The 24,741-nt window shown below is 73.7% G+C and carries 16 protein-coding genes and 1 rRNA gene; 12 read left to right on the top strand and 5 right to left on the bottom strand.

Annotation, left to right across the window (positions count from 1 at the left end):
• Positions 1-93: ribosomal RNA gene (gene rrf, locus AB0J86_RS23190) — 5S ribosomal RNA — on the top strand; the annotation flags it as partial.
• Between the two features lie 133 nt (positions 94-226).
• Here the strand turns inward: rrf and AB0J86_RS23185 are convergent.
• Positions 227-973 carry a hypothetical protein gene (locus AB0J86_RS23185; RefSeq protein WP_363859674.1) on the bottom strand — a complete coding sequence of 249 codons (747 nt, stop codon included), beginning with the start codon at positions 971-973 and terminating at the stop codon, positions 227-229.
• Between the two features lie 69 nt (positions 974-1,042).
• Here AB0J86_RS23185 and AB0J86_RS23180 point away from each other — a divergent pair, with 69 nt between their 5' ends.
• The 3 genes from AB0J86_RS23180 (at position 1,043) to AB0J86_RS23170 (ending at position 5,461) form a co-directional block, all read left to right on the top strand.
• Complete coding sequence (locus AB0J86_RS23180) at positions 1,043-3,688, top strand: valine--tRNA ligase (RefSeq protein ID WP_363859673.1); 2,646 nt, start codon at positions 1,043-1,045, stop codon at positions 3,686-3,688.
• A gap of 82 nt (positions 3,689-3,770) precedes the next feature.
• Positions 3,771-5,105: a folylpolyglutamate synthase/dihydrofolate synthase family protein gene (locus AB0J86_RS23175; RefSeq protein WP_363859672.1), complete on the top strand. Its 1,335-nt coding sequence runs from the start codon at positions 3,771-3,773 to the stop codon at positions 5,103-5,105.
• A complete protein-coding gene (locus tag AB0J86_RS23170; RefSeq protein ID WP_363859670.1) occupies positions 5,102-5,461 on the top strand; it encodes a DUF4233 domain-containing protein in 360 nt (119 codons plus the stop codon). The genes AB0J86_RS23175 and AB0J86_RS23170 overlap by 4 nt, the downstream gene beginning before the upstream one ends.
• Before the next feature lie 8 nt (positions 5,462-5,469).
• Here the strand turns inward: AB0J86_RS23170 and AB0J86_RS23165 are convergent, their stop codons facing one another.
• The gene (locus AB0J86_RS23165; RefSeq protein WP_363859669.1) at positions 5,470-7,149 is read right to left on the bottom strand and encodes a VOC family protein; all 1,680 of its coding nucleotides are present in this window, start codon (positions 7,147-7,149) and stop codon (positions 5,470-5,472) included.
• A gap of 166 nt (positions 7,150-7,315) precedes the next feature.
• Between AB0J86_RS23165 and ndk the strand changes: the two genes are divergently transcribed.
• On the top strand, positions 7,316-7,741 hold the full coding sequence (ndk, locus tag AB0J86_RS23160; protein WP_363859668.1) for a nucleoside-diphosphate kinase: 426 nt from the start codon (positions 7,316-7,318) through the stop codon (positions 7,739-7,741).
• A gap of 107 nt (positions 7,742-7,848) precedes the next feature.
• On the opposite strand, the gene sigJ is transcribed toward ndk, so the two are convergent.
• Both sigJ and AB0J86_RS23150 read right to left on the bottom strand, forming a co-directional pair.
• A complete protein-coding gene (gene sigJ, locus AB0J86_RS23155) occupies positions 7,849-8,898 on the bottom strand; it encodes an RNA polymerase sigma factor SigJ (RefSeq protein ID WP_363859667.1) in 1,050 nt (349 codons plus the stop codon).
• A complete protein-coding gene (locus tag AB0J86_RS23150; protein WP_363859666.1) occupies positions 8,895-9,338 on the bottom strand; it encodes a carboxymuconolactone decarboxylase family protein in 444 nt (147 codons plus the stop codon). Before AB0J86_RS23150 ends, sigJ begins: the two co-directional genes overlap by 4 nt.
• Positions 9,339-9,559: 221 nt before the next feature.
• On the opposite strand from AB0J86_RS23150, the gene AB0J86_RS23145 reads away from it, so the two are divergent.
• From AB0J86_RS23145 to AB0J86_RS23135, 3 genes are all read left to right on the top strand, one after another.
• Positions 9,560-11,140, top strand: coding sequence for an alkaline phosphatase D family protein (locus AB0J86_RS23145; RefSeq protein ID WP_363859665.1), 1,581 nt, complete (start codon positions 9,560-9,562; stop codon positions 11,138-11,140).
• Positions 11,141-11,530: 390 nt separating this feature from the next.
• Positions 11,531-14,683 (top strand): isoleucine--tRNA ligase, encoded by a 3,153-nt coding sequence (gene ileS, locus AB0J86_RS23140; RefSeq protein ID WP_363859664.1) that lies wholly within the window; start codon positions 11,531-11,533, stop codon positions 14,681-14,683.
• A 118-nt stretch (positions 14,684-14,801) separates the two neighbouring features.
• Entirely contained in the window at positions 14,802-15,515 is a 714-nt protein-coding gene (locus tag AB0J86_RS23135) for a lysophospholipid acyltransferase family protein (protein ID WP_363859663.1), read from the top strand.
• Positions 15,516-15,591: 76 nt separating this feature from the next.
• Here the strand turns inward: AB0J86_RS23135 and AB0J86_RS23130 are convergent, their stop codons facing one another.
• Positions 15,592-17,349, bottom strand: a complete 1,758-nt coding sequence (locus AB0J86_RS23130) for a hypothetical protein (protein WP_363859662.1) — start codon at positions 17,347-17,349, stop codon at positions 15,592-15,594.
• A 511-nt stretch (positions 17,350-17,860) separates the two neighbouring features.
• Here AB0J86_RS23130 and AB0J86_RS23125 point away from each other — a divergent pair.
• The 4 genes from AB0J86_RS23125 (at position 17,861) to AB0J86_RS23110 (ending at position 24,592) form a co-directional block, all read left to right on the top strand.
• Positions 17,861-19,855: a TIGR03960 family B12-binding radical SAM protein gene (locus AB0J86_RS23125; RefSeq protein ID WP_363859661.1), complete on the top strand. Its 1,995-nt coding sequence runs from the start codon at positions 17,861-17,863 to the stop codon at positions 19,853-19,855.
• A gap of 264 nt (positions 19,856-20,119) precedes the next feature.
• Positions 20,120-20,854 (top strand): TIGR03936 family radical SAM-associated protein, encoded by a 735-nt coding sequence (locus AB0J86_RS23120; protein WP_363859660.1) that lies wholly within the window; start codon positions 20,120-20,122, stop codon positions 20,852-20,854.
• Between the two features lie 134 nt (positions 20,855-20,988).
• Positions 20,989-23,964: an Rne/Rng family ribonuclease gene (locus AB0J86_RS23115; RefSeq protein WP_363859659.1), complete on the top strand. Its 2,976-nt coding sequence runs from the start codon at positions 20,989-20,991 to the stop codon at positions 23,962-23,964.
• A gap of 112 nt (positions 23,965-24,076) precedes the next feature.
• The gene (locus AB0J86_RS23110) at positions 24,077-24,592 is read left to right on the top strand and encodes a hypothetical protein (protein WP_363859658.1); all 516 of its coding nucleotides are present in this window, start codon (positions 24,077-24,079) and stop codon (positions 24,590-24,592) included.
• The last annotated feature ends 149 nt before the right edge of the window (positions 24,593-24,741 follow it).

Raw genomic sequence — 24,741 nt, 5'->3', positions numbered from 1 at the left:
ACGCCCGGTTACATTCCGAACCCGGTAGCTAAGCCTTCCAGCGCCGATGGTACTGCACTCGGGAGGGTGTGGGAGAGTAGGACGCCGCCGGACATTCTTCTGGTTGGGGGTCACCTTCGGGTGACCCCCAACTTGCATTTCCGGGAAATGCCCCCGCCCATGGACCGGGAAAGCGGGACGACCGTGGCCCGGTGAACCACGGCCGTCCCGACGGGTGCCGCGGGCGTCAGCTCCGGGTCTGTACGGTGGCGCGAATCTGCCGGAACAGCGCGGCGGAGTCGTCGACGGTACGCCCCGGGAACATGGCGAGCGCGACGCTGCCGTGGTCGGCCCAGCCGCAGACGGACAGGGCACCCTCATCGGTGGCGGTGGTGCCGCACTTCATCGTCCCGCCCAGCTCGCCCGCCTCGACCTCGTGCAGATCCGTCACCTTGCCGGTGTCGTCGGCGACCAGGTCGAAGAGGCTGTCGAGGTCCCGCTCCGGCTGCCAGAGCAGGGTCGTACCGCCGAAGAGCAGCACGCTGCGCTTCGCGTCGGCCGGATCCGAGTAGATCGCCCCGACGCTCTTGTCGAGGTCGACGTCGGCGGCGAAGGCGTTGCGCAGGTAGTCCGCCGTCGCCTTCGCCCGCTCGCTGTCGTCGCGGGCCAGCCCCGCCACCTTGGGCGGGGTCTGCAACCTCGCGTCCTTCTCCCGTACGACCTGCCAGCCGGCCACGCCGAGCACGACGGCGCCGGCCAGCCCCAGTACCAGTGCCGAGCCGAGCACGATGTTCCGGCGGCGGCTGCGCCCGGCCGGACGTTCCTCTTCGCCCTCCTCGAAACCGGGCATCAACTCGTCGGAGTCCCGGTGGTCGTCCTCGGGACCCGGTGTGATGTCGATCGGCTCGGGGGCGAGGTCGACCGGCTCCGCGGTCAGGTCCATCGGTGCGGAGCCGCCGGCGGTACGGGGACCGGATTCGTGCGCGTCGGACATAGGCGTCACCGTAGCCCAAGCGGTGGTGGGGCACGCGGGCTCCCGGGAAGCGCTCCGTAGACTTTCAGGGTGACCGAGACTCAGCACCCTCAACGCGACGCCGCTGCGACCCTGCCCGCCCAGTACCAGCCGGGCGAGGTAGAAGGGCGACGGTACGAGAAGTGGGTAGCCGAGGGGCGCTTCCGGGCGTCGGCCGACAGCGACAAGCCCCCCTTCACGATCGTCATCCCCCCGCCGAACGTGACCGGCTCCCTGCACATGGGGCACGCGCTCGACCACACCGAGCAGGACATGTTGATCCGGCGCAAGCGGATGCAGGGCTTCGAGGCGCTCTGGCTGCCCGGCATGGACCACGCGGGCATCGCCACCCAGAACGTGGTGGAGCGGCAGCTCGCCGCGGAGGGCCTCTCCCGGCACGACCTCGGTCGGGAGAAGTTCGTCGAGCGGGTCTGGCAGTGGAAGGCCGAGTCCGGGGGCGCGATCCTCGGGCAGATGCGGCGGCTCGGTGACTCCGTCGACTGGGACCGCGAGCGCTTCACCATGGACGACGGGCTCTCCCGGGCGGTGCAGACGGTCTTCAAGCGGCTCTACGACGACGGTCTGATCTACCGCGCGGAGCGGATCATCAACTGGTGTCCGCGCTGCCTGACGGCCCTGTCGGACATCGAGGTGGAGCACACCGACGACGAGGGCGAGCTGGTCTCGATCCGGTACAGCGACGACGTGGTGGTCGCCACCACCCGGGCCGAGACGATGCTCGGCGACACCGCCGTGGCGGTGCACCCGGACGACGAACGGTACCGGCACCTGATCGGTACCGAGGTGGAGTTGCCGCTGACCGGCCGGCGCATCCCGATCGTCGGCGACGAGCACGTCGACCCGAGCTTCGGTACGGGCATGGTCAAGGTGACCCCGGCGCACGACCCGAACGACTTCGAGATCGGGCAGCGGCACGACCTGCCGTCCCTGACGATCATGAACGAGCGGGGCGTGATCACGGCGCCCGGCCCGTTCGAGGGGCTGGACCGCTTCGAGGCCCGCCCGGCGATCGTCGCCGCGCTGCGCGAGCAGGGCCGGATCGTCGCCGAGAAGCGGCCGTACGTGCACGCGGTGGGGCACTGCTCCCGCTGCCGTACGACGGTGGAGCCCCGGCTCTCGCTGCAGTGGTTCGTCAACACCGCGCCCCTGGCCCGGGCCGCCGGCGACGCCGTGCGCGACGGCCGGGTCCGGATCGAGCCGGCCGACCTCGCCAAGCGCTACTTCGCCTGGGTCGACAACATGCACGACTGGTGCATCTCCCGCCAGCTCTGGTGGGGGCACCGCATCCCGGTCTGGTACGGCCCGGAGGGCGAGGTGGTCTGCGTCGGACCGGACGAGGAGCCGCCATCCGGCCCGGGCTGGCGCCGCGACGAGGACGTCCTCGACACCTGGTTCTCCAGCGCGCTCTGGCCGTTCTCCACGCTCGGATGGCCGGACCAGACCCCCGACCTGGCGAAGTTCTACCCCACCAGCGTCCTGGTGACCGGCTACGACATCCTGTTCTTCTGGGTCGCCCGGATGATGATGTTCGGTCTCTACGCGATGGACGGCCGGCAGCCGTTCGACGTGATCGTGCTGCACGGGATGGTCCGCGACCAGTTCGGCAAGAAGATGTCGAAGTCCTTCGGCAACGTGGTGGACCCGCTCGACTGGATCGACCGGTACGGGGCCGACGCGACCCGGTTCACGCTGGCCCGCGGCGCCAACCCGGGCGCCGACGTGCCGGTCAGCGAGGACTGGTGCCAGGGCTCCCGCAACTTCTGCAACAAGCTCTGGAACGCCACCCGCTTCGCGCTGATGAACGGCGCGCACGTCGCCGGCGAGCTGCCCGGGCCGGAGCGGCTCTCCACCGTCGACCGGTGGATCCTCTCCCGGCTGCAGCACGTGATCGCCGAGGTGGACGAGCAGTTCGAGGCGTACGAGTTCGCGAAGGTCTGCGACACGCTCTACCACTTCGCCTGGGACGACGTCTGCGACTGGTACGTGGAGCTGGCCAAGCCGGTGCTCGGCGCGGGCGGCGAGGCGGCGGCCACCACCCGGCGGGTGCTCGGCCACGTGCTCGACCAGCTGCTGCGGCTGCTGCACCCGGTGGTGCCGTTCGTGACCGACGAACTCTGGACCGCGCTGGCCGGCGACGGGGCCGACGGCGGGGTCGGCGGCAACGGGACGCTGCTGACCGCGGCCTGGCCGGTCGCCGAGCCGGCGCTGCTGAACGACGCGGCGGAGGCGGAGATCGCCGTACTGCAGCGGGTGGTCACCGAGATCCGGCGGTTCCGCTCCGACCAGGGCCTGCGCCCCGGCCAGCGGGTCGCGGCGCGCCTCGACGGGCTGGCCGGGGCCGGCGTCGCCGCGCACGAGCCGCTGATCCGTTCGCTGGTGCGGCTGGACGAGGCCGGCCCGGACTTCCAGGCCAGCGCCACCCTCGCCGTCTCCGGCGAGGTCAGCGTGGCGTTGGACACCCGGGGGTCGATCGACGTCGCGGCCGAGCGGGCCCGGCTGGAGAAGGATCGGGCCGCCGCCGAGAAGGAGGCGGCGCAGGCCCGGGCCAAGCTCGACAACCCGGCGTTCGTCGGCAAGGCGCCCGAGCCGGTCGTACAGAAGATCAGGGAGCGGCTGGCGGTGGCCGAGGCGGACCTGGCCCGGATCGGCACGGCGCTGGAGGCGCTCCCGTCGTGACACAGGGCGAGGGGGCGGGCCGACCGGCCCGCCCCGGAGAAAGCGCGGCACGTCGTGGTGCCGGACGGAACGGGGCGGCAGGGTGACCGGAAACAGCGAATTCGCCGAGGTCGACAAGGAACTCGCCGGGCGCGGGTTCACCCGGATGGTCTTCGAGCTGGACCGGATCCAGCAGCTGCTGGACCTGCTGGGCAGCCCGCAGCGGGCGTACCCGTCGATCCACCTGACCGGTACGAACGGCAAGACCTCCACGGCCCGGATGATCGACTCGCTGCTGCGGGCGTTCGGGCTGCACACCGGCCGGTACACGAGCCCGCACCTGGAGACCGTCCGGGAGCGGATCAGCCTCGACGGCGAGCCGGTCAGCGAGGAGCGGTTCGTCGCCACGTACCGGGAGGTGGCCCCGCTCGCGGAGCTGGTCGACCAGCGCTCCGACGAGCCGCTGACCTACTTCGACATGACCACGGCGCTGGCGTTCGCGGCCTTCGCCGACGCGCCGGTCGACGTCGCGGTGGTGGAGGTCGGCCTCGGCGGCGCCGAGGACTCCACCAACGTGCTGGGCGCCGGCGTCGCGGTGATCACCCCGATCGGGTTGGACCACACCGAGTTCCTCGGCGACACCATCGAGGACATCGCGCTGGCCAAGGCGGGCATCATCCACCAGGGGGCCACCGTGATTTCGGCGGCCCAGGAGGAGGAGGCGGCCCGGCCCATCCTGGAGCGTTGCGCCGAGGTGGGGGCCACCATCGCCCGCGAGGGCAGCGAGTTCGGCGTACTGCGGCGGGCGGTCGCGGTCGGCGGGCAGGTGCTCACCCTCCAGGGCCTGGGTGGGATCTACGACGAGGTCTTCGTGCCGCTGCACGGGGCGCACCAGGCGCAGAACGCGGCGGTGGCGCTCGCCGCGGTCGAGGCGTTCCTCGGCGCCGGGGCGAACCGGCAGCTCGACGTCGAGGCGGTGCGTGAGGGCTTCGCCTCGGCCTCCTCGCCGGGCCGGCTGGAGCGGGTCCGCACCGCGCCGACGATCCTGCTCGACGGCGCGCACAACCCGCACGGTATGGCCGCCACGGTCACCGCGCTCCAGGAGGAGTTCGCGTTCAGCCGGCTGGTGGCGGTGCTCGGCGTGCTCGCCGACAAGGACGCGACCAGCCTGCTGGAGCTGCTGGAACCGGTGGTCGACGCGGTGGTGGTGACCCGGAACAGCTCGCCGCGGGCGCTGCCCGTGGAGCAGCTGGCCGAGCTGGCCACCGAGGTCTTCGGGCCAGAGCGGGTCGAGGTGGCGGCGGCGATGCCGGACGCGATCGAGGCCGCGGTCGCGCTGGCCGAGTCCGACGTACCGGGCGAACTCAGCGGGGTGGGGATACTGGTGACCGGCTCGGTGGTGACGGTGGCCGACGCGCGACGGCTGCTGAAGCGATGAGTACCGAGGGGCAGGGGCGGCCGTCCGGGCTGCGCGACCCGGTCCGGTCCGTACGCGGACTGGGTGCGGGTACCTTGATCCTGGAGACCATCGTGCTGCTCCTCGCCATCCAGCCGATCCGGATCCTGGGCGGCGGGCTGAGCGGGACGGCGATCGGGGTGATCCTCGCCCTCGCGGTGCTCACCGTGCTGCTCTCCGGGCTGCTGCGCCGGCCGTGGGCGTGGCACGCCGCGACGGTGCTGCAGGGCCTGCTGTTGCTGGCCGGCTTCCTGCACTGGTCCCTCGCGGTGCTGGGCATCGTCTTCGGGCTGGCCTGGGCGTACGTGCTGCACGTACGTCGGGCCATCCTCGGCTAGGACGCCGGTCAGGCGGGCTGGCGGAGCTGCCGCCCCTGGGTCAGCGCGATGCCGTGCCCGTCGGGGTCCCGGAACGCCGCCGCCCAGAGTTCGAGCTTGCTGCCGCGGTTGACCACGCGGGGCGCGTAGATGAACCGCACGCCCTTGGCCTTCAGGTCCTCGTAGACCGCGTCGATGTCGTCGACCTCCAGGTTGAGGTGGACCAGACGGCGGTTGATCGGGGCGACGTCGCGGATGGCCCGGAGCACGACCCGGGTGCCACCCGAGGCGAGGATCGCGTTGCCCTCCCCGCCGTCGATCTCGTAGAAGCCGAGCATGTCCCGGTAGAACGCCACCGAGCGGTCGAGGTCGGTCACCAGCACGGTGATCCCCACCCCGTGGATCGGCCCGGCCTCCTCCGCCGGCTCCGGTCCGCCGGCCAGGTCGGCGAGCAGCGCCTCGTCCGGGTCGTTCGCGTCGCGCGGGTCGTTCGCGTCGCGCGGGTCGTTCGCGTCGCGCGAGGGCGGCCCGTCGATGTCGAGGTCGATGTCGATGTCGTCGCCGGACGTGGTGGTGCCCGTGCCGCCCGGCCGCGCGACCGGCCCGGCCACTCGCCCGGCTGCCGCCTCGGCGGCGGGCAGCGGACCGTCGGCACCCGCGGCCACCTGCTCGGCCGCCCGACGCGCCGCCGTCTCACGCGCCGCGTCCGGGCCGGCGGCGGTCTCGCGCGCCGTGGTCGGGTCCGCGGGGGTCGGCGTGCGGCCGGCGGGCTCGTCCGGGTCCGGAACCCCGGTCGCGGCGCCGCGCTGCGGCTCGGCGGTCGCCGGGGACTCGACGGTGGCCGAGGATTCGGCGGTGGCCGAGGATTCGGTGCTGGCCGGGGGCTCGGTGCTGGCCGGGTCGAGGTCCGCGCCGGTCGTACCCGACGCGCCGGCCGCGGTCGTTGCCAGCGGCTCCGGGGGCGTCGCGTCGGCCCACGGGTCGGGCCCCGGTCGCGGCCGGCGCGGCAGCGGGGCGGTCGTGGCCTGCCCCACCAGGGTCCCCTCGAGCACGATGGCTCCGCCCGGGGTGTGGCGCACCACCACCGGCTCGTCGCGCCGCCCACCGCCCAGGTCGGGGCCGCGGTCGACGGTCACCGGAGCGTCCGGCCCCGCCTGCGGGAAGTCGTCGTCCGGCCGGCGCTGCGCCCACGGCGGCGCGGCCTGCTCGATCAGAACGTCGTCGCTCAGCTCCGGCTCGTCGAACTCCGGCGGCAGGTCGGCCGCCGCCTCGTTCGCCTCGGCGTGCGTCGGTACCTCGTCCCAGAGGATGCGTACGTGCCGCTGGTCGTCGATGGCGACCCGGATCGGCAGCGTCTGCCCCACCACGGGCCACTTCGAGACCGGTACCCGAGGCTCGATGATCTTTTTGGAGCGGGGCGGCAGCCCCGGCGCGTCGATCACGATCTGCAGCTCGCAGCGCCCGAAAGCATACGCGGTGGGCGGTTCGCTGGCGGTGTGCACGTGCGCCACGCCGGTGACCCAGGCCCGACCCCCGCCGCGCACCACGACGAGCGCGACGGCGAGCACCAGCAGGGCGACCCCGAGGGCGACGATCGACCAGCTCGTCATGCCGAGGCCGAAGAGCATCACGAAGGTCGCGACGGTGCCGAGCACCGCGGCGATGAGCTTGCGCACGGGTGCGACCGGTCGGCGACGGCCATTCGCCACAGTGGACCTCCCTGGGTTCAGTGCCAGGCTAGGCCGGGTCCGCCAGGCTTGGGAAGCATCAATGCCCGAGACCACGGCCGTGTCCCGGCCGCCGCGTCGCCGTCCGGGCCGGCTCGATAGGCTGACGGGGTTTGTCCTACCCGCTCTGTCACCAGGAGGAACCAGCGTGTCCACCAGCAGCCCGGAGGAGCGTACGCTCGTCCTGATCAAGCCGGACGCGGTCCGGCGCGGCCTGGTCGGCGAGATCATCAGCCGGTTCGAGCGCAAGGGGCTGCGCGTCGACGCGATGGTGCTGCGCGGCATGGACGCCGAACTCGCCGACCAGCACTACGCCGAGCACGTCGAGAAGGCCTTCTACCCGCCGCTGAAGGAGTTCATGACCGGCGGCCCGCTGGTCGCGCTCGTCCTCTCCGGCGACCAGGTGATCGAGGTCGTGCGTGGCCTGGTCGGCGCGACCGACGGTCGCCGGGCCGCGGCGGGGACGATCCGGGGGGACTTCTCCCTGTCGAACCGCGAGAACCTGGTCCACGCCTCCGACTCGGTCGACAGCGCCAAGCGCGAGATCGCGCTCTGGTTCCCCGAGCTGGCGTAACACACCTCGACCCGCGTTCCGGGCCGGCCGGGCCTCCCGCCACGGCCGGCCCGCAACCGCTTCAACCCGGCCCGGCCGGCCCGCCACCGCCGGTTCAACCCGCCGGCCTAACCCGGCCGGCCGAGCTGGTCGGCCGTACGGCCGGTCAGCCAGACCAGCTTCTCCGGGTTGCTGACCAGGTACACCGAGCCGATCATGCCGTCGGTGACCTCGACGGTCAGGGCGTACGACAGGTGGCCGTGGCCGACCAGCAGACCCCGCGCGGCGTTGAACTCGACCGGCGTGACCCGCAGCGCCGCCGGCCCCCGGACCGGCGCGTCCGCCCGCCGAGTCCGCCCGAGTTTGCGGTAGATCCCGACGAAGAAGCGGGAGATCTTCTCCGCGCCGTGGACCGGGTTCAGCGCGGCCCGCACCCGGCCGCCGCCGTCGCTCCAGGCCGTCGCGTCGGCGCGGACCAGCCGGGCGAGCCCCGGCAGGTCGCCGTCCCGGGCGGCGGCGAGGAACCCGTCGAGCAGCCGTCGCCGCTCCCGCGGGTCGGCGGGGAACCGGGGCCGGTCCCGCGCGAGATGGGCCCGGGCGCGGTGCTGTAGTTGCCGGCAGTCCTCGGGGCTGCGGTCCAGGATCTCCGCGATCTCGGTGTAGGGCAGCTCGAACGCGGTGTGCAGCACGTACACCGCGCGCTCGGGCGGGCTGAGCCGCTCCAGCAGGTGCAGCATCGCCAGCGAGAGGGTGTCGCGCCGTTCGGCGCTGTCCAGCGGTCCGAACGGGTCGCCGGCCGTCGGCACCGGCTCGGGCAGCCACGTGCCCGGGTACGTCTCCCGGCTGGCCCGCCGGGCGCGGAGCCGGTCGAGCGCGAGCCGGGTGACGACCCGGGAGAGATAACGGCGCGGTTCGTCGACCCGGCCCCGGTCGGTACCGAGCCAGCGCAGGTACGCCTCCTGGAGCACGTCCTCGGCGTCGTGCCGGCTGCCGAGCAGGCGGTACGCCAGCCCGAGCAGCATCGGCCGGTGCGCCAGCAGCTCGCGGGCGGCCGTCGAGTCGGGATCCACGGAACCGGGGCCGGAACCGGGGCCGGAACCGGCCGGGGGGACGGGGGCGCCCGGGCCGGGGCCGGTCGCCCCCGCGACGGGGGAGACCGGCACGCCGCCGTCGGTCATACCGTCTCCGGCGCCTCCAGCCTGGTCGTCACGGCGATCCGGTTCCACACGTTGATGGTCGCAATCGCCAGCAGCAGGTCGGCCAACTCCCCCTCGGACCAGTGCCTGGCGGCGGCGTCCCAGACGTCGTCCGGTACGCCGTGCTCGCCGAGCCGGGTCACCGCGTCGGTCAGGTCCAGCGCCGCCCGCTCCTGCTCGGTGAAGAAGGTCGACTCGCGCCAGGTGGCCACCGCGAAGAGCCGCCGGCTGGACTCGCCCGCCGCCAGGGCGTCGCGGGTGTGCATGTCGACGCAGTACGCGCAGCCGTTGATCACCGACGCGCGAATCTTGATCAGCTCCAACAGGGTGTGGTCGACGCGAGCGCGGACGTAGCGCTCCAGGCCCAGCACCGCCTGGTACGCCTCCGGCGCCACCTTGCTCACGTTCATCCGCTGGGTCATCGGTTCCTCCCGTCGTCGTTGCGGTCCTCCGGGAACACGACGTGATCCGGGCGGCCGGGCGTGACACTCCGCCGTGTGACGCCGGTCATGCGCGCCGGCCCCTCGGCGGGGCGGCGAGTTCGCGATCGGTTCGGCCAACGGCCACCCAACCCGCACCGCGCAGGCAACGTGCGGTCGGTACACCACAGAGGTTTTCGTACCGACTTCTCACCGGAGGACCGATGACCGCACTCCATCGGCGTACCGTGCTCCGCGCCGGCCTGGCCACCGGCGCCGGCCTCGCCGGCGGCGTCCTGCTCGGCGCGGCCGGCGCGTCCGCCGCGACCGGGGCCGTGCGCCAGCTCGGCGCACCGGCCTGGCTGCCCGCCGGACGGCCCGTGCTCACCCACGGCGTGCAGAGCGGCGACGCCACCGCCGACTCGGCGCTCGTCTGGACCCGGACCGACCGGCCCGGCCGGATGTACGTCGAGGTCAGCACCCGGCCGGACTTCCGTGGCGCCCGCCGGCTGCGCGGGCCGGTCCTGGCCGAGCCGAGCGACTTCACCGGCCGGGTCCAGCTGCGGGGCCTCCCGACCGGCCAGCGGCTGCACTACCGGGTACGGGTGGAGAGCCTGGACCGGCCCGGCCTGTTCAGCGAGCCGCTCACCGGCACCCTGCGCACCGCCCCCGGGGCGCACGAGCGGCGGGACATCCGCTTCGTCTGGACCGGCGACATCGCCGGCCAGGGCTGGGGCATCGCGCCCGACTTCGGCGGCATGAAGATCTTCAAGGCGATGCGGGCCCGCCGCCCCGACTTCTTCCTCTGCAGCGGCGACACCGTCTACTCCGACGGGCCGCTGACCGAGACGGTGACCCTGCCCGACGGGCGGATCTGGCGCAACCTGGTCACCCCGGAGAAGAGCAAGGTCGCCGAGACCCTCGCCGAGTACCGCGGACAGTTCGCCTACAACCTGCTCGACGAGCAGTTCCGGGCGTTCGTGGCCGAGGTCGCCCAGGTCAACCAGTGGGACGACCACGAGGTGCTGAACAACTGGTACCCGGGGGAGATCCTCGACGACACGCGGTACACCGAGCGGCGGGTCGACGTCCTCGCCGGCCGGGCCAGGCAGGCGTTCCACGAGTGGGTGCCCGCGCCGACGGACGGCCGGCTCTACCGGCGGCTGTCGTACGGGCCGCTGCTGGACGTGTTCGTGCTGGACATGCGGACCTACAAGGACCCGAACGACGGCAACACGTACGCCGACCCGAAGCGCGGGTTGCTCGGCCGCGAGCAGCGGGAATGGCTGATCCGGGAGCTCAGGCGCTCCCGGGCGACCTGGAAGGTCGTCGCCAACGACCTGCCGATCGGACTGGTCGTGCCGGACGGGGCGACGGCCCAGGAGGGCGTCGCGCAGGGCGACCCGGGGCTGCCGGCCGGCCGCGAGCTGGAGTTCGCCGAGGTGCTGCGCGCGGTGCACCGGGCCGGCGTGACCGGGCTGGTCTTCCTCACCGCCGACGTGCACTACACGGCGGCGCACCACTACGACCCGGCACGGGCGGCCTTCCGGGACTTCACCCCGTTCTGGGAGTTCGTCTCCGGCCCGGCCCACGCCGGCGCCTTCGGCCCGAACGCGCTGGACGCTACGTTCGGGCCGACGGCCGCGTTCGTGCACGCCCCGCCGGCGGCGAACACCTCGCCGGCCGAGGGCTTCCAGCACTTCGGCGAGGTGGCGATCGACGCCGGCTCGGGGGCGCTCACCGTCCACCTGCGCGACGCCGAGGGCGTCTCGCTCTGGTCGACCACGCTGCCGGCGTCGCGCTGACGCGGCTCGGCCGAGGGGCCCGGCGGGACGCCGGGTCGTGGGCGGGGTCCGTCGTCCCGACGGGCCCCGCCCCGCCACCGCGTACCAGGTCCGGGCCGGACCGGACGGGTTTACTCGGCCCGGGACCGGGTGCTGGTCGAGTATCCTGGTGCATCGAAGGGCGATGACCCGGCCATCACCGGTGAGCCTCCGGAAGAAAGGGCGGGCACCGCCCGAGTAGAACCGGACGGGTGCGGCCCGTCACAGCCGGCCAACGAGCGGGCGGTCGGGTTCCGACCGTCAAGCGGGGTGGTACCGCGGGTACCCCGGCGCGCCGGCCCCTCCGGCGTACCGCGGGGGCTCGTCCTCGCAGACCACGAGACGTGAGCTGCACCGAGGAGAGCATTCCCGATGGCGTACCCGAAGAACGCCCCGGACGGCACCGGCGTCCCGGCGAGCCCGAACCTGCCCGAGGTCGAGGAGCGCGTACTGGCGTTCTGGGCGGCCGACGGGACCTTCCAGGCCAGCGTCGACGCCCGCGATGCGGGGCCCGACGGCGCCAACGAGTACGTCTTCTACGACGGTCCGCCGTTCGCCAACGGGCTGCCGCACTACGGGCACCTGCTCACCGGGTACGCCAAGGACGTGGTGCCGCGCTACCGGACGATGCGCGGCCGGCGGGTCGAGCGCCGCTTCGGCTGGGACTGTCACGGCCTGCCGGCCGAGGTGGAGGCGGAGAAGCAGCTCGGCATCTCCAGCAAGGCGGAGATCCTCGACCTGGGCGTGGCGAAGTTCAACGAGGTCTGCCGTGCCTCGGTGCTGACCTACACCCGGGACTGGGAGCGCTACGTCAACCGCCAGGCCCGCTGGGTCGACTTCGCCAACGACTACAAGACGCTCGACCTGGACTACATGGAGAGCGTCATGTGGGCCTTCCGGACCCTGTACGACAAGGGCCTGATCTACGAGAGCTTCCGGGTGCTCGCCTACTGCTCGCGCTGCGAGACGCCGCTGTCGAACACCGAGACCCGGATGGACGACGTCTACCGCGACCGCACCGACCCCGCGAGCACGGTCGAGTTCGAGCTGGAGACCGGCGAGCGGATCCTGGCCTGGACCACGATGCCGTGGACCCTGGTGCCGAACTCGGCGCTGGTGGTCGGCCCGGACATCGACTACGCGGTGCTGGAGCGCGACGGGCGGCGGTACATCCTGGCCGAGGCGCGGCTCGGGGCGTACGAGAAGGAGTTCGCGGGGGCGACCCGCGTCGGCACGCTGAAGGGCGGCGAGCTGGTCGGACGCCGCTACACCCCGATCTTCGACTTCCTGGTCGAGCGGCTGGCCGACGTGCCGGCGGCGTTCACCGTGCTGGCGGGCGACTTCGTCTCGACCGAGGACGGTACGGGCGTGGTCCAGGTGGCGCCGTCGCACGGTGAGGACGACTACAACGTCTGCACCGCGGCCGGCATCCCGACCATCCTGACCGTCGACGAGCGGACCCGGTTCACCTCGATCGCGCCCCGCTTCGAGGGGCTGCCGGTCTTCGAGGCGAACAAGCCGGTCCTGCGCGAGCTGCGGGAGCGCGGGGTGCTGCTGCGGCAGGACTCGTACGTGCACCCGTACCCGCACTGCTGGCGCTGCGACACCCCGCTGGTCTACAAGGCGCTGTCCTCCTGGTTCGTGGCGGTGACCAGGTTCAAGGAGCGGATGGTCGAACTCAACCAGCAGGTCAACTGGACGCCGGGGCACGTCAAGGACGGCTCGTTCGGCAAGTGGCTGGCGAACGCCCGGGACTGGTCGATCAGCCGGAACCGGTTCTGGGGCTCGCCGATCCCGGTCTGGAAGTCGGACGACCCGAACTATCCCCGCATCGACGTGTACGGGTCCCTGGCCGAACTGGAACGCGACTTCAGGGTGAGCGTCGCCGACCTGCACCGGCCGGTCATCGACGAGCTGACCCGGCCGAACCCGGACGACCCGACCGGGCGCTCGACCATGCGCCGGGTGCCCGAGGTGCTGGACTGCTGGTTCGAGTCGGGCTCGATGCCGTTCGCCCAGGTGCACTACCCGTTCGAGAACGCCCGGTGGTTCGAGAACCACTACCCGGGCGATTTCATCGTGGAGTACCTGCCGCAGGTGCGGGGCTGGTTCTACACCATGCACGTGCTCGCCACGGCCCTGTTCGACCGCCCGGCGTTCCGCAACGCGGTCGTGCACGGCATCGTGCTCGGCTCCGACGGTCGCAAGATGGCCAAGAGCCTGCGCAACTACCCGGACGTCTACGAGATGTTCGACCGGTACGGCTCGGACGCGATGCGCTGGACGCTGATGAGTTCGCCGGTGCTGCGCGGCGGGGACGTGATGGTCAGCGAGGCGACGATCCGGGACTCGGTACGGCAGGTGCTGCTGCCGCTCTGGAACGTCTGGTACTTCTTCTCGCTCTACGCCAACGCCGAGCGGTACGAGGCGAAGCCGGCCGAGGCGGCCGACCGCGCGACGGTCACCGTGGACGCGGCGGCGCTGCTCGACCGGTACGTGCTGGCCAAGACCGGTGAGCTGGTCGCGGCGGTGGGGGAGCAGCTCGACGGGTACGACATCTCGGGCGCCTGCGCCACCGTGCGCGCCTACCTCGACGCGCTGACCAACTGGTACGTGCGCCGGTCCCGGGACCGGTTCTGGTCCGGTGACCGGGCCGCCTTCGACACCCTCTACACGGTGCTGGAGACGCTCTGTCGGGTGATCGCGCCGCTCGCGCCGCTGACCGCCGAGGAGATCTGGCGGGGGCTGACCGGCGGCCGCTCGGTGCACCTGGCGGACTGGCCGGAGGCCGCCGACCTCCCGCGCGACCACGAGCTGGTGGCGGCCATGGACGCGACCCGGGACGTCGCCTCGGCCGCGCTGTCGCTGCGCAAGGCGAAGGGGCTTCGGGTACGCCTGCCGCTGCCCTCGCTGAGCGTGGCGAGCCCGGACGCGGCCACCCTGGCGCCCTTCACCGACCTGGTCGCCGACGAGGTGAACGTCAAGGAGGTGATCTTCACCACCGACCTGGGCGACTACTGCGAGCAGGTGCTGACCGTGGTGCCCCGGGTCCTCGGCCCGCGGGTGGGTCGGCGGGTGCAGGAGGTCATCCGGGCGGTGAAGGCCGGCGACTGGTCCCTGGTGGACGGTGCGCCGGTGGCCGCCGGCGTCACGCTCCAGGAGGGCGAGTACGAGCTGCGGCTGGTCCCGGCCGACGCCGACCGCTCCGCGCCGCTGCCCGGCGGGGAGGGGGTGGTCGTGCTCGACACCACCGTCACCCCGGAACTGGCCGCCGAGGGGCTGGCCCGGGACGTCGTACGGGTGGTGCAGCAGGCCCGCCGGGACGCCGGCCTCGACGTCTCGGACCGGATCGAGGTCCGGATCGCCGCGTCCGCAGGGGTCTGGGCGGCAGTGGAGGCGTACCGGGACTTCGTCGCCGGCGAGGTGCTGGCCGACGCGATCGCCTCGGCCACCGAGCTGACCGGCTTCACCGGCGAGGTCGGCGAGGCCGGCGAGCAGATCACGGTGGCGGTCTCGCGGGGTTGACCCTCGGATCGGGCCGCCCGTCCATGGTGACGGGGCGGCCCGCTGGCCTACGATCGTCAGCGGCGGCGAGGGGCCGTCGCGACCGGAGGGCCCGGCGCTGACCAGGCAGGGAGGCCGTGTGCCGCTGCTCTACACCATCGGCAAGATCACTGTTGGCAACGGGTTGCGACTGGCCTGGCGCCCGAAGGTGGAGGGTCTGGAGCACGTACCGGCGACCGGCGGCGCGATCTTCGCCGGGAACCATCTCTCCGTCGCCGACGAGCTCTTCCTGGGCGCCGTCGTACCGCGTCACCTCGCCTTCTGGGCGAAGGCCGAGTACTTCACCGGCACCGGCTTCCGGGGCTGGCTGACCCGTTCGGTCGTCACCGGTCTCGGCGCGATCCGGGTCGAGCGTGGTGGGGGCAGGGCCGCGCTGTCCGCGTTCGACGGCGCCATCCCGGTGCTCAAGGCCGGGGACCTCGTCGCGGTCTACCCGGAGGGCACCCGGTCGCCCGACGGCCGGCTCTACCGTGGTCGTACCGGTGTCGCGCGGCTGGCCCTCGCGGCCGGCGTACCGATCATCCCGGTAGGAATGATCGGTACGGACCGGGTCCAGCCGATCGGGGCCCGGATGCCGAGGCTCGGCGCCGGTGACATCACCGTGCGTTTCGGCAAGCCGCTCGACTTCACCGGCCGCCCCTCGGATCGCTCCTCGCTGCGGGAGATGACCGACGAGGTGATGGCGGAGATCCAGAAGCTGACCGGGCAGGAGTACGTGCCCCGGTACGCCCCGGCGCGCACCGGGGCGGGTCCCGGCCGGCCCGGTACGGTCCCGGGCACCGAACCCGAGTGACCCGGCCGGGACCCGAGTGACCCGACCGGGGTAGCGCACCGCTGCCCCGGTCGACCGCCGTCGGCGGCTCGGCGCGCTACTGCCGTTCCGAGCCGCCGCGTTGCAGGATCGTGTCGCGTACCTCGCCGACGAGCGTGGCGCTCTCGTCGACCGAGCGCCCGGTGAGCAGCACGGTGGCGAGGCTGCCGTGGTCGGCCCAGCTGCACACCACCACCGACCTACCGTCCGCCCGACCGGTGCCGCAGCGCTGGTACTCGCCGCGCTCGCCCGTCTCCACCTCCTGCACGTCGGCCATGCCGTACTTCTCGCTCAGCCGGCTGACCTCGGCGTCGAGGTCCCTCTCCGGGGTGAACCGGAAGCCGGTGCTGCCGAAGATGGTCAGCGCCTTGCCGTCCGGGTCGCGGTAGACCTTGCCGAACGTGTCCTCGGAGAACCAGTGTTCGGCGCGCATCTCCTGGGCGAGTTCGGTGGCGGTCTGGTTGCTCTGCGCGTCGTCGCGCAGCTCGAACCCGACGAGTTCCTGCGGAAAGTAGACGCTCGCCGGGTACTGCTCCCAGGCCGGCCGCCCGTAGTAGGCGGGGCACCCGCAGCAGCACGCGAGTAGCAGCAGCATGACCCAGGGCCAGCGGCGCCGGCGTCGGCGTACGTATCCGGGCGGGGCGCTCCGGCCGGGTGGCGGCTGGCCGGGGCCGTCGTACCGTGGCTCGGTCGCCGCCCGCCGGCGCCGGTCGCGCCTCGCCGGTGGGGGAGGCGCCACGGGCGGTGGCGGCGGGGGAGCGGGCCGAGCGGCGGGCGGCGGGCTGGGTTGCCGCGGTGCCGGCAGGTTGCCGCCGGCGCGCGGCGGGGGCGCCGGCGGACCGGGCCGCCGGGCGGGCGGCGCCGGGTACGCGCTGGCGCCGCCGGCGGTGCGCGGCGGCTGCGGTGGTGGCCCGCCGCGCGCGGGCGGCGCGTTGTGTGCCGGTGCTGAGTCGTGTGCCGGTGCGCCGTGCGGCGGCGGCGGCGCCGGCCGCCGCGACGCCCCCGGGCCGGGATGTGGCGCCGGGCCGGGGTGCGATGTCGGGCCGGGGTGCGATGTCGGGCCGGGGTGCGATGTCGGGCCGGGGTGTCGCGCCGCCGCCGGGCCGTGCGGCACCGGGCCGGGATGCGGCGCCGCCGGGCCGTCGTGGGCCGGGGGCGCCACCGGGTACGGCCGGGTGGGTGGCAGCGCCGGCGGCTCGGCGGCGTACGGCTCGACCTGGCTCCACGGGTCGTCGCCCGGGGTGACCCACGGGTCGGCGTGGTGCCCGGCCCATGCCCCGGCGTCGGCGTGCGCCCACGGGTCGACCGGTGTGCGCGCCTCCGGCGCGTCGTGCTCCGCCCCGGCCAGCCCTCGTTCGGCCGCGGGCAGTCGCAGGGTGGGATCGCGCGGCGGTGGCGGTACCGCCGGCTCATCCGTCTCGCCGGGGGCCCACCAGCGGCGCTTGCGCGACGGGCTGGGCGGGGGTACCGCCGCCGAGGCGGTCCAGCGCGGCGCCACCGGCTCGGTGCCGGGCTCGCGGCCCGCCTCGTCCTCGGGGAGCACCGAGGTGCGGTCGATCCGACCGCCCTCGCCCGTCCCGGCCCCGGCCGGCTCTTCCCCGGCCGCCCGCTCCGGGGCCGCCCCCGACCCGGCGGCTGTCTCTGCCCCGGCTGTCTCTGCCGCGGCCGGCTCCTGCCCGGCGGCCTGCTCTGCCCTGGCCGGCTCCTGCCCGGCGGCCTGCTCTGCCCTGGCCGGCTCCTGCCTGGCGAGCTGCTCTGTCTCGGGCGACTCCGGCCCGCTGGGCCGCTCCGTCTCGGCCGGCTTCCGCAGGGCCACCTGCTCTGCCTCGGACGGTTCCGGCCCGGCGGGCTGCCTTCCGGCCGCCGCTTCCTCGGCCGCCGGCTGGCCGGCGGGGTCCGCTTCGACAGCCTGCTCCCCGGCGGCCCGATCTCCGGTCACCTGGGGCGCGGGCGGCTCCGGCTCCGCCGCCGCTGGCTCCGGTGCCGAATCGGGTGCGGTCGACCCGGCCACGGGCGACGACGCCTCGGCGGGTGGGGGGTGTGCCGCCGGTCGATCCTCTCCCGGCTGCGGATCCGCCATCGCGGCAATCTCCTCTCGCGCCCGTACGAGGTTAGTACCGTCGATCCAGCCGTTCCTGGCCTCGCCCCGGGCGCCATCGCCGGCCGGTACGTGAGCCGCCGGCCGTGCCGCGGGCGGAGTCAGGGTACCGGTTGTCCGTTCCGCCCGACCGCCCGGCGGCGCCCGACCGCCCGGCGGCGCCCGTGCGCGCCCGCGCGTGTGCCGGTCGGCGCGATCGCGGTCCACGCTCCGCGTACCCTTGGGCACCATGAGCGTCCCGTCGACCGCAGCGAAGAACCCGGCGACCAACTCCGTCTGGTCACGGCTGGAGCCGTTGCTGCCCCAGGTGAGCAAGCCCATCCAGTACGTGGGTGGCGAGCTGGGCGCCGTGGTCAAGGACTGGGACTCGGCCACGGTCCGCTGGGCGCTGATGTACCCGGACGCGTACGAGGTGGGCCTGCCCAACCAGGGCGTGCAGATCCTGTACGAGGTCCTCAACGAGCTGCCCGACGTGCTGGCCGAGCGGACGTACGCGGTCTGGCCCGACCTGGAGCGGCTGATGCGGGAGCACGGCGTGCCCCAGTTCACCGTCGAGGCGCACCGGCCGGTCGGCTCGTTCGACCTCTTCGGCGTCTCCTTCGCCACCGAGCTGGGCTACACCAACCTGCTCACCGCGATCGACCTGGCCGGCGTCCCGCTGCTTGCGGTGGACCGCACCGACGCCGATCCGGTGATCGTGGCCGGCGGGCACGCCGCGTTCAACCCGGAACCGATCGCCGACTTCGTCGACGCCGCCGTGCTCGGCGACGGCGAGGAAGCCGTACTGGAGATCACCGAGATCGTCCGGCAGTGGAAGCGGGAGGGCAGCCCCGGCGGCCGGCTGGAGCTGCTGCTGCGGCTGGCCCGGACCGAGAGCGTCTACATCCCCCGCTTCTACGACGTGGACTACCTGCCCGACGGGCGCATCCAGCGGGTGGTGCCGAACCGGGCGGACGTGCCGTTCCGGGTGCACAAGCGCACCACCATGGACCTGGACGCGTGGCCGTACCCGAAGCGGCCGCTGGTGCCGCTCGCCGAGACGGTGCACGAGCGGTACGCGGTGGAGATCTTCCGGGGCTGCACCCGGGGCTGCCGCTTCTGCCAGGCCGGCATGATCACTCGACCGGTACGGGAGCGGTCGATCACCACGGTGGGGCAGATGGTCCGGGAGGGGCTGGAGTTCTCCGGCTTCCACGAGGTCGGGCTGCTTTCGCTCTCGTCGGCCGACCACTCCGAGATCGGTGACATGTGCTCCGGCCTGGCCCAGCAGTACGAGGGCACCAACGTCTCGCTCTCCCTCCCCTCGACCCGGGTCGACGCGTTCAACATCGAGCTGGCCCAGGAGCTCTCCCGCAACGGGCGCCGCACCGGCCTGACCTTCGCGCCGGAGGGCGGCTCGGAGCGGATCCGCCGGGTCATCAACAAGATGGTGTCGGAGGAGGACCTCATCCGCACCGTCGTCACCGCGTACACCAACGGGTGGCGGCAGGTGAAGCTCTACTTCATGTGCGGCCTGCCGACCGAGACCGACGAGGACGTGCTCCAGATCGCCCGCCTCGCGCACGAAGTGATCAAGGCGGGTCGGGCGGCGACCGGGTCGAAGGACATCCGCTGCACGGTCTCGATCGGTGGTTTCGTACCGAAGCCGCACACCCCGTTCCAATGGGCGCCGATGGAGCGTCCCGAGGTGATCGACAACCGGTTGCGGCTGCTCAAGCAGGCCATCAACGCCGACCGGTCGCTCGGTCGGGCGATCGGTTACCGGTACCACGACGGCGAGCCGTCGCTGATCGAGGGGCTGCTCTCCCGGGGTGACCGCCGCGTCGGCGCGGTGATCCGCCGGGTCTGGGAGCAGGGCGGGCGGTTCGACGGCTGGAGCGAGCACTTCTCCTACCAGCGCTGGGTGGAAGCGGCCGGGGAGGTGCTGCCGGGCTTCGGTGTCGACCTGGACTGGTACACCACGCGCGAGCGGGACGAGCTGGAGGTGCTCCCCTGGGACCACCTCGACTCCGGCCTCGACAAGGACTGGCTCTGGCAGGACTGGCAGGACGCGCTCTCCGAGTACGAGCAGGACGACTGCCGCTGGACGCCCTGTTTCGACTGCGGCGTCTGCCCGTCCATGGACACCGAGATCCAGATCGGGCCCACCGGCAAGAAGCTGCTGCCGCTGACCCCGGTCAGGTCGGGCCTGCGCACCCCCGCCCAGGCCGGGCACGGTCACTGACACGCGATCGCACCGGCGGTCGGGATCCCCGCGCCGCCGGACCGGCGGTCGCCCGACCCGCGGTACGGGGATCCCGCTCCTGCCCGCTTGCACCGTTTTCGCCCGACATGTCGGCTCTACCCGGAACTGTCGATATCTCGGCCGTCCAGGCCGGCCGGTTGGCGGTGACCGGCTCGCTGCGCGAGGATGCCAGTGACATCGTCTACTTCGAGGAGCAGCGCGATCAGCAGCAAACCACAGCCGACGGGCGGCCAGGCGCCGGTCGTGCAGCGCATCAGGATCAGGTACGCCAAGCGCGGTCCGCTCCGGTTCACCTCCCACCGTGACTTCGCCCGCGCCTTCGAGCGGGCGCTGCGCCGTGCCGGCGTACCGGTGGCCTTCTCCCAGGGCTTCACGCCCCACCCCAAGATCTCGTACGCCAGCGCCGCGCCGACCGGCGTCGCCAGCGAGGCGGAGTACCTGGAGATCGGCCTGCAGGCGCCCGTCGACCCGCGGGAGCTGCGGGTGGCGCTGGACGCGGCGCTCTCGCCCGGACTCGACGTGCTGGACGCGGTGGTGGCCGAGGGCGGCAGCCTGGCGGACCGGATCGACGCCTCGCACTGGCGGATCGAGTTGCCGGGTATCGACCCCGATGTCCTGCGGCGCGCCGTCGCGGCGTTCCGGGCCGCCGCCGAGGTGCCCGTGGAACGGATGACCAAGCAGGGCAGGCGCACCTTCGACGCGCGCGGCGCGGTGAACTCCATCGATGTGATCGACCAGACCGAGGCACCTTCCGAGGTCACGGGCGCACCGTGTGCGATACTCGACCTAGTCGTGCGGCAGGTGACTCCGTCCGTACGACCCGATGACGTCCTCTCCGGCCTCCGCGTGGTGGCCGACCTGGAGCCGCCGGTGCCGCCAAGGGCGACCCGGCTGGCGCAGGGCACGTTGACCGCGCAGGGGGACATCGCGGATCCGTTGGAGGCGGACCGCGAACGGGTAGCCATCGGTGAACGCTAGCCGAGCCCGGTCAGCGCTCAGTTAGGCAGACTTCGGCGGCACCGTGCACTCGCACACCGCCGGAAACACTTTTGCGGCAACCCTGCGTGGCAGCGCTCACCCGCGCCCGGGGAAGCCAGAACTGGAGAACGTCCATGCTCGAGAACGAGCCAGAGGGCGGGGAGCGGATCGGCGCGCAGCCGGCCGGCGAAACCGCCGATACCAACGAGACCCAGCCCGTCCGGCGGGCCCGTACCACCCGGCGCCGCACCTCACCGGCCGCGTCCGAACCGGCCCAGACCGGAGCCCCTGTCCAGGCGCCGACCGAGGCGCGCTCGGTCAGCGGTGAGGCGGCCGACGCCGAGGTGCTGGCCCCCCGTTCCGGCGACGCCGAGGCGGCCCCGAAGACCCCGCGGCGGCGCCGCAAGGCGACCACCACCGACAAGCGCGAGGACCAGGGCGGACCGGTCGAGGCGACGGCGGTCGAGCCGGTGGCCGAGTCGGCCGGCGGGACCGACCCGGACGCCGAGACCGTACCCCCGGTCAAGGTGACCCGGGTCCGGCGGAAGAAGGCGGCCCCGGCCGCCGTCGCACCGGAGGCCGCCGCACCGGACACCCCGGAACCGGGCGCCGTGCCCGCCGTACCGCCGGCCGAGGCCGCCGAGCGGGCCGACGCCGCCGCGGCGCAGCCGGCCGCCGCCCCGGAGGCCGCGCCGGGCGCCGCCCCGTCCGGCGCCGAGCAGCCTCCGGCCGGGCGCCGGAGCAGGGCCGGCGGCGAGCAGCCGGCCGGCGACGAGGCGGCCGAACAGCCCCCGGCCACGTCGCGGCGGCGCCGGGCCGCGCTCTCCGCGCCGACCGTGCTCTTCATGGCGCCCGAGGCGGAGGCGGCCGCCATCCGCGAGCAGCAGGCGGCCGCCGCGGCCGCCGAGCCGGCGGTGGCCGGCGAGGAGCCCGAGGCCGCTGAGACCACCCGGCGGCGTCGCCGCGCCCGCCGGAGCACGGACATCGCGGAGCTGCCGGTCGAGCCGGAGCCGGAGGCGATGACCGTCGTCGTCCCGGAGGACGAGGAGGAAGAGGCCGCCGACCTCGACGACGAGGACGAGAACGAGGAAGACGACACGGCCGCCGGCCGCCGCCGGCGGCGGCGCGGGCGCCGGGGCCGCGGCCGGGGCAAGGGCCCGGCCGACGAGGCCGAGGAGGAGGCCGAGGAGGAGGCCGCCCAGGCCGAGGGCGACGAGGAGGACTCCGGCGAGGGCGACGGGCTGACCCGACGGCGCCGGCGACGCCGCCGCAAGGGCGCCGGCGACGCCGAGGTGGGGGCCGAGGACGACGGCGTACCGACCGTCGTGAAGATCCGCGAGCCGCGCCGTACGGTCGACGAGGTGCAGGGCGTCTCCGGCTCGACCCGGCTGGAGGCCAAGCGCCAGCGCCGCCGGGACGGCCGGGAGCAGCGGCGTACCCGCCCGCCGATCCTGAGCGAGTCCGAGTTCCTGGCCCGCCGCGAGGCCGTCGACCGGGTGATGGTGGTCCGCCAGCGCGGCGACCGGACCCAGATCGCGGTGCTCGAGGACGGGATCCTCGTCGAGCACTACGTCAGCCGCGCCTCGGCCGGCACCATGGCGGGCAACGTCTACCTGGGCAAGGTGCAGAACGTGCTGCCCAGCATGGAGGCGGCGTTCGTCGACGTCGGGCGCGGTCGCAACGCGGTGCTCTACGCCGGCGAGGTCAACTGGGACATGTCCGGCCTGGAGGGCAAGGCCCGCTCGATCGAGCAGGCACTGCGCTCCGGCGACTCCGTACTGGTCCAGGTCACGAAGGACCCGATCGGGCACAAGGGGGCCCGGCTGACCAGCCACATCGCGCTCTCCGGCCGGCACCTGGTCTACGTACCGCACGGCAACGCCTCGGGCATCAGCCGCAAGCTGCCGGACACCGAGCGCAAGCGGCTGCGGGACATCCTCAAGAAGCTGGTACCGGACGGCGCGGGCGTGATCGTGCGTACCGCCGCCGAGGGGGCGAGCGAGGACGAACTGGCCCGCGACGTCAAGCGGCTCCAGGCGCAGTGGGAGGACATCCAGGCCAAGGCCGCCGAGGGCGGTGCGCCGGTGCTCCTCTACGAGGAGCCCGACCTGGTCATCCGGGTGGTCCGGGACCTCTTCAACGAGGACTTCCGCGAACTCGTGGTGCAGGGCGACGAGGCGTTCGAGCTGGTCGAGTCGTACCTGGCGCACGTCTCGCCCGACCTGGTGGCGCGGCTGCGCCGGCACGTCGGTACCTCGGACGTCTTCGCCGAGCGGCGCATCGACGAGCAGATCCTCAAGGGGCTGGACCGCAAGGTCTTCCTCCCCTCCGGCGGTCACCTGGTGATCGACCGGACCGAGGCGATGACCGTGGTCGACGTCAACACCGGTAAGTACACCGGCGCCGGGGGCAACCTGGAGGAGACGGTCACCCGGAACAACCTGGAGGCGGCCGAGGAGATCGTCCGGCAGCTCCGGCTCCGTGACCTGGGCGGCATCGTGGTGATCGACTTCATCGACATGGTGCTCGAGTCGAACCGCGAGCTGGTTCTGCGGCGCCTCACCGAGTGCCTCGGCCGGGACCGGACCAAGCACCAGGTAACCGAGATCACCTCGCTGGGTCTGGTGCAGATGACCCGCAAGCGGATCGGCGCCGGGCTGCTGGAGGCGTTCAGCGAGACCTGCGAGTGCTGCAAGGGCCGCGGCGTGATCATCCACACCGAGCCGGTGGGGGAGAAGCCGCGCGCGGGCGCGGGCGAGAAGGTCAAGGCGGTCGCCTCGGCCTCGGCCCCGGCCGGGGGAGCGGTCACCAGCGAGCCCACGACCACCAGCTCCCGCCGCCGGGGCCGCAAGAGCACCGCCGCGGCGGAGCGGACCGTGGTCGAGGTCTCGGACGAGGACGACACCATGGGGTACGACCTGTCGCGTTACGAGGTCGACACCCCGTCCGTCACCGACGTCGCCGAGGCGCAGCCGGCCGAGTCGATGCGGCTGGCCGGCGACGACGACCCGGACGCGGTGGAGGACACCGGCGACCTGGACGAGGAGGCGACCGGCGGGACCCGGCGCCGCTCCCGGCGGGGCGGGACCCGGCGGCGCACGCGCCCGTAACGGCGGGGGAGGTTCGCGGGCTGGCGCCCGCGTGGCCGGCCGGGCAGGCTTGACCTCGCCCGGCCCGTCGCGGCGCCCGCCGTCCCGACGTCCCACCGTTGCAGGAGCGCCGATGCCCCGTACGCTCGTCGTCCCGGTACTGCTCGTCGCCGTCGCGCTCGCGGCCGGCTGCTCGACCGCCCGGGACGGTACCGTCGCGGGCCCGGCCGCCACGACGCCGGGCGCGGGCAGCGCCCCGCCGGGTACGCCGTCCGGCGTTCCCGGCACCGCCCCGCCCGACGGATCGGGCCCGGCCGGTGGCAACACGCGGGAGGTCTGTGCCGCCGCCCGCCAGGCGGGTTCGGCGGCGGGGGAGACCTTCGTGGCCGAGCTGGGCAGGATGCTGGCCGCCGCCGGGGCCGGCGACACGCGCACCTCCGAGCAGGCCCGGCGGGCCGCCGAGGCGGCGCTGGCCGACTGGTCCGGTGCGCTGCGGGAACAGTCCGCCCACGCCACCGACCCGCGGCTGAGGGCCGCGCTGGCGGATGTCGCGGGCGAGGTCGGGACCCTGCGTACCGATCTCGACTCGCTGGACGAGACCCGGCTGGACCGGGTGCAGCAGCGCGTCGACCAGCTCTGTGCCGGCTGACCGTCCGCTGTCTGCCGGCTGTCCGGCGGTGGAACACCGGCCCGGTTTGGGCCCCGGACCAGGCATGGCGTACGCTTGCCTGCGGCGCACCTTCGTGCGCCAAGTTCTCGCGTGCCCGCCGCCGCATCCGTGGCGAGCCGCCGCGAACA

It is taken from the genome of Micromonospora sp. NPDC049559 (assembly GCF_040676675.1).
In the GTDB taxonomy this organism is placed as follows: domain Bacteria; phylum Actinomycetota; class Actinomycetes; order Mycobacteriales; family Micromonosporaceae; genus JBFAPK01.
This window is presented reverse-complemented; position numbering and strand designations above follow the sequence as displayed.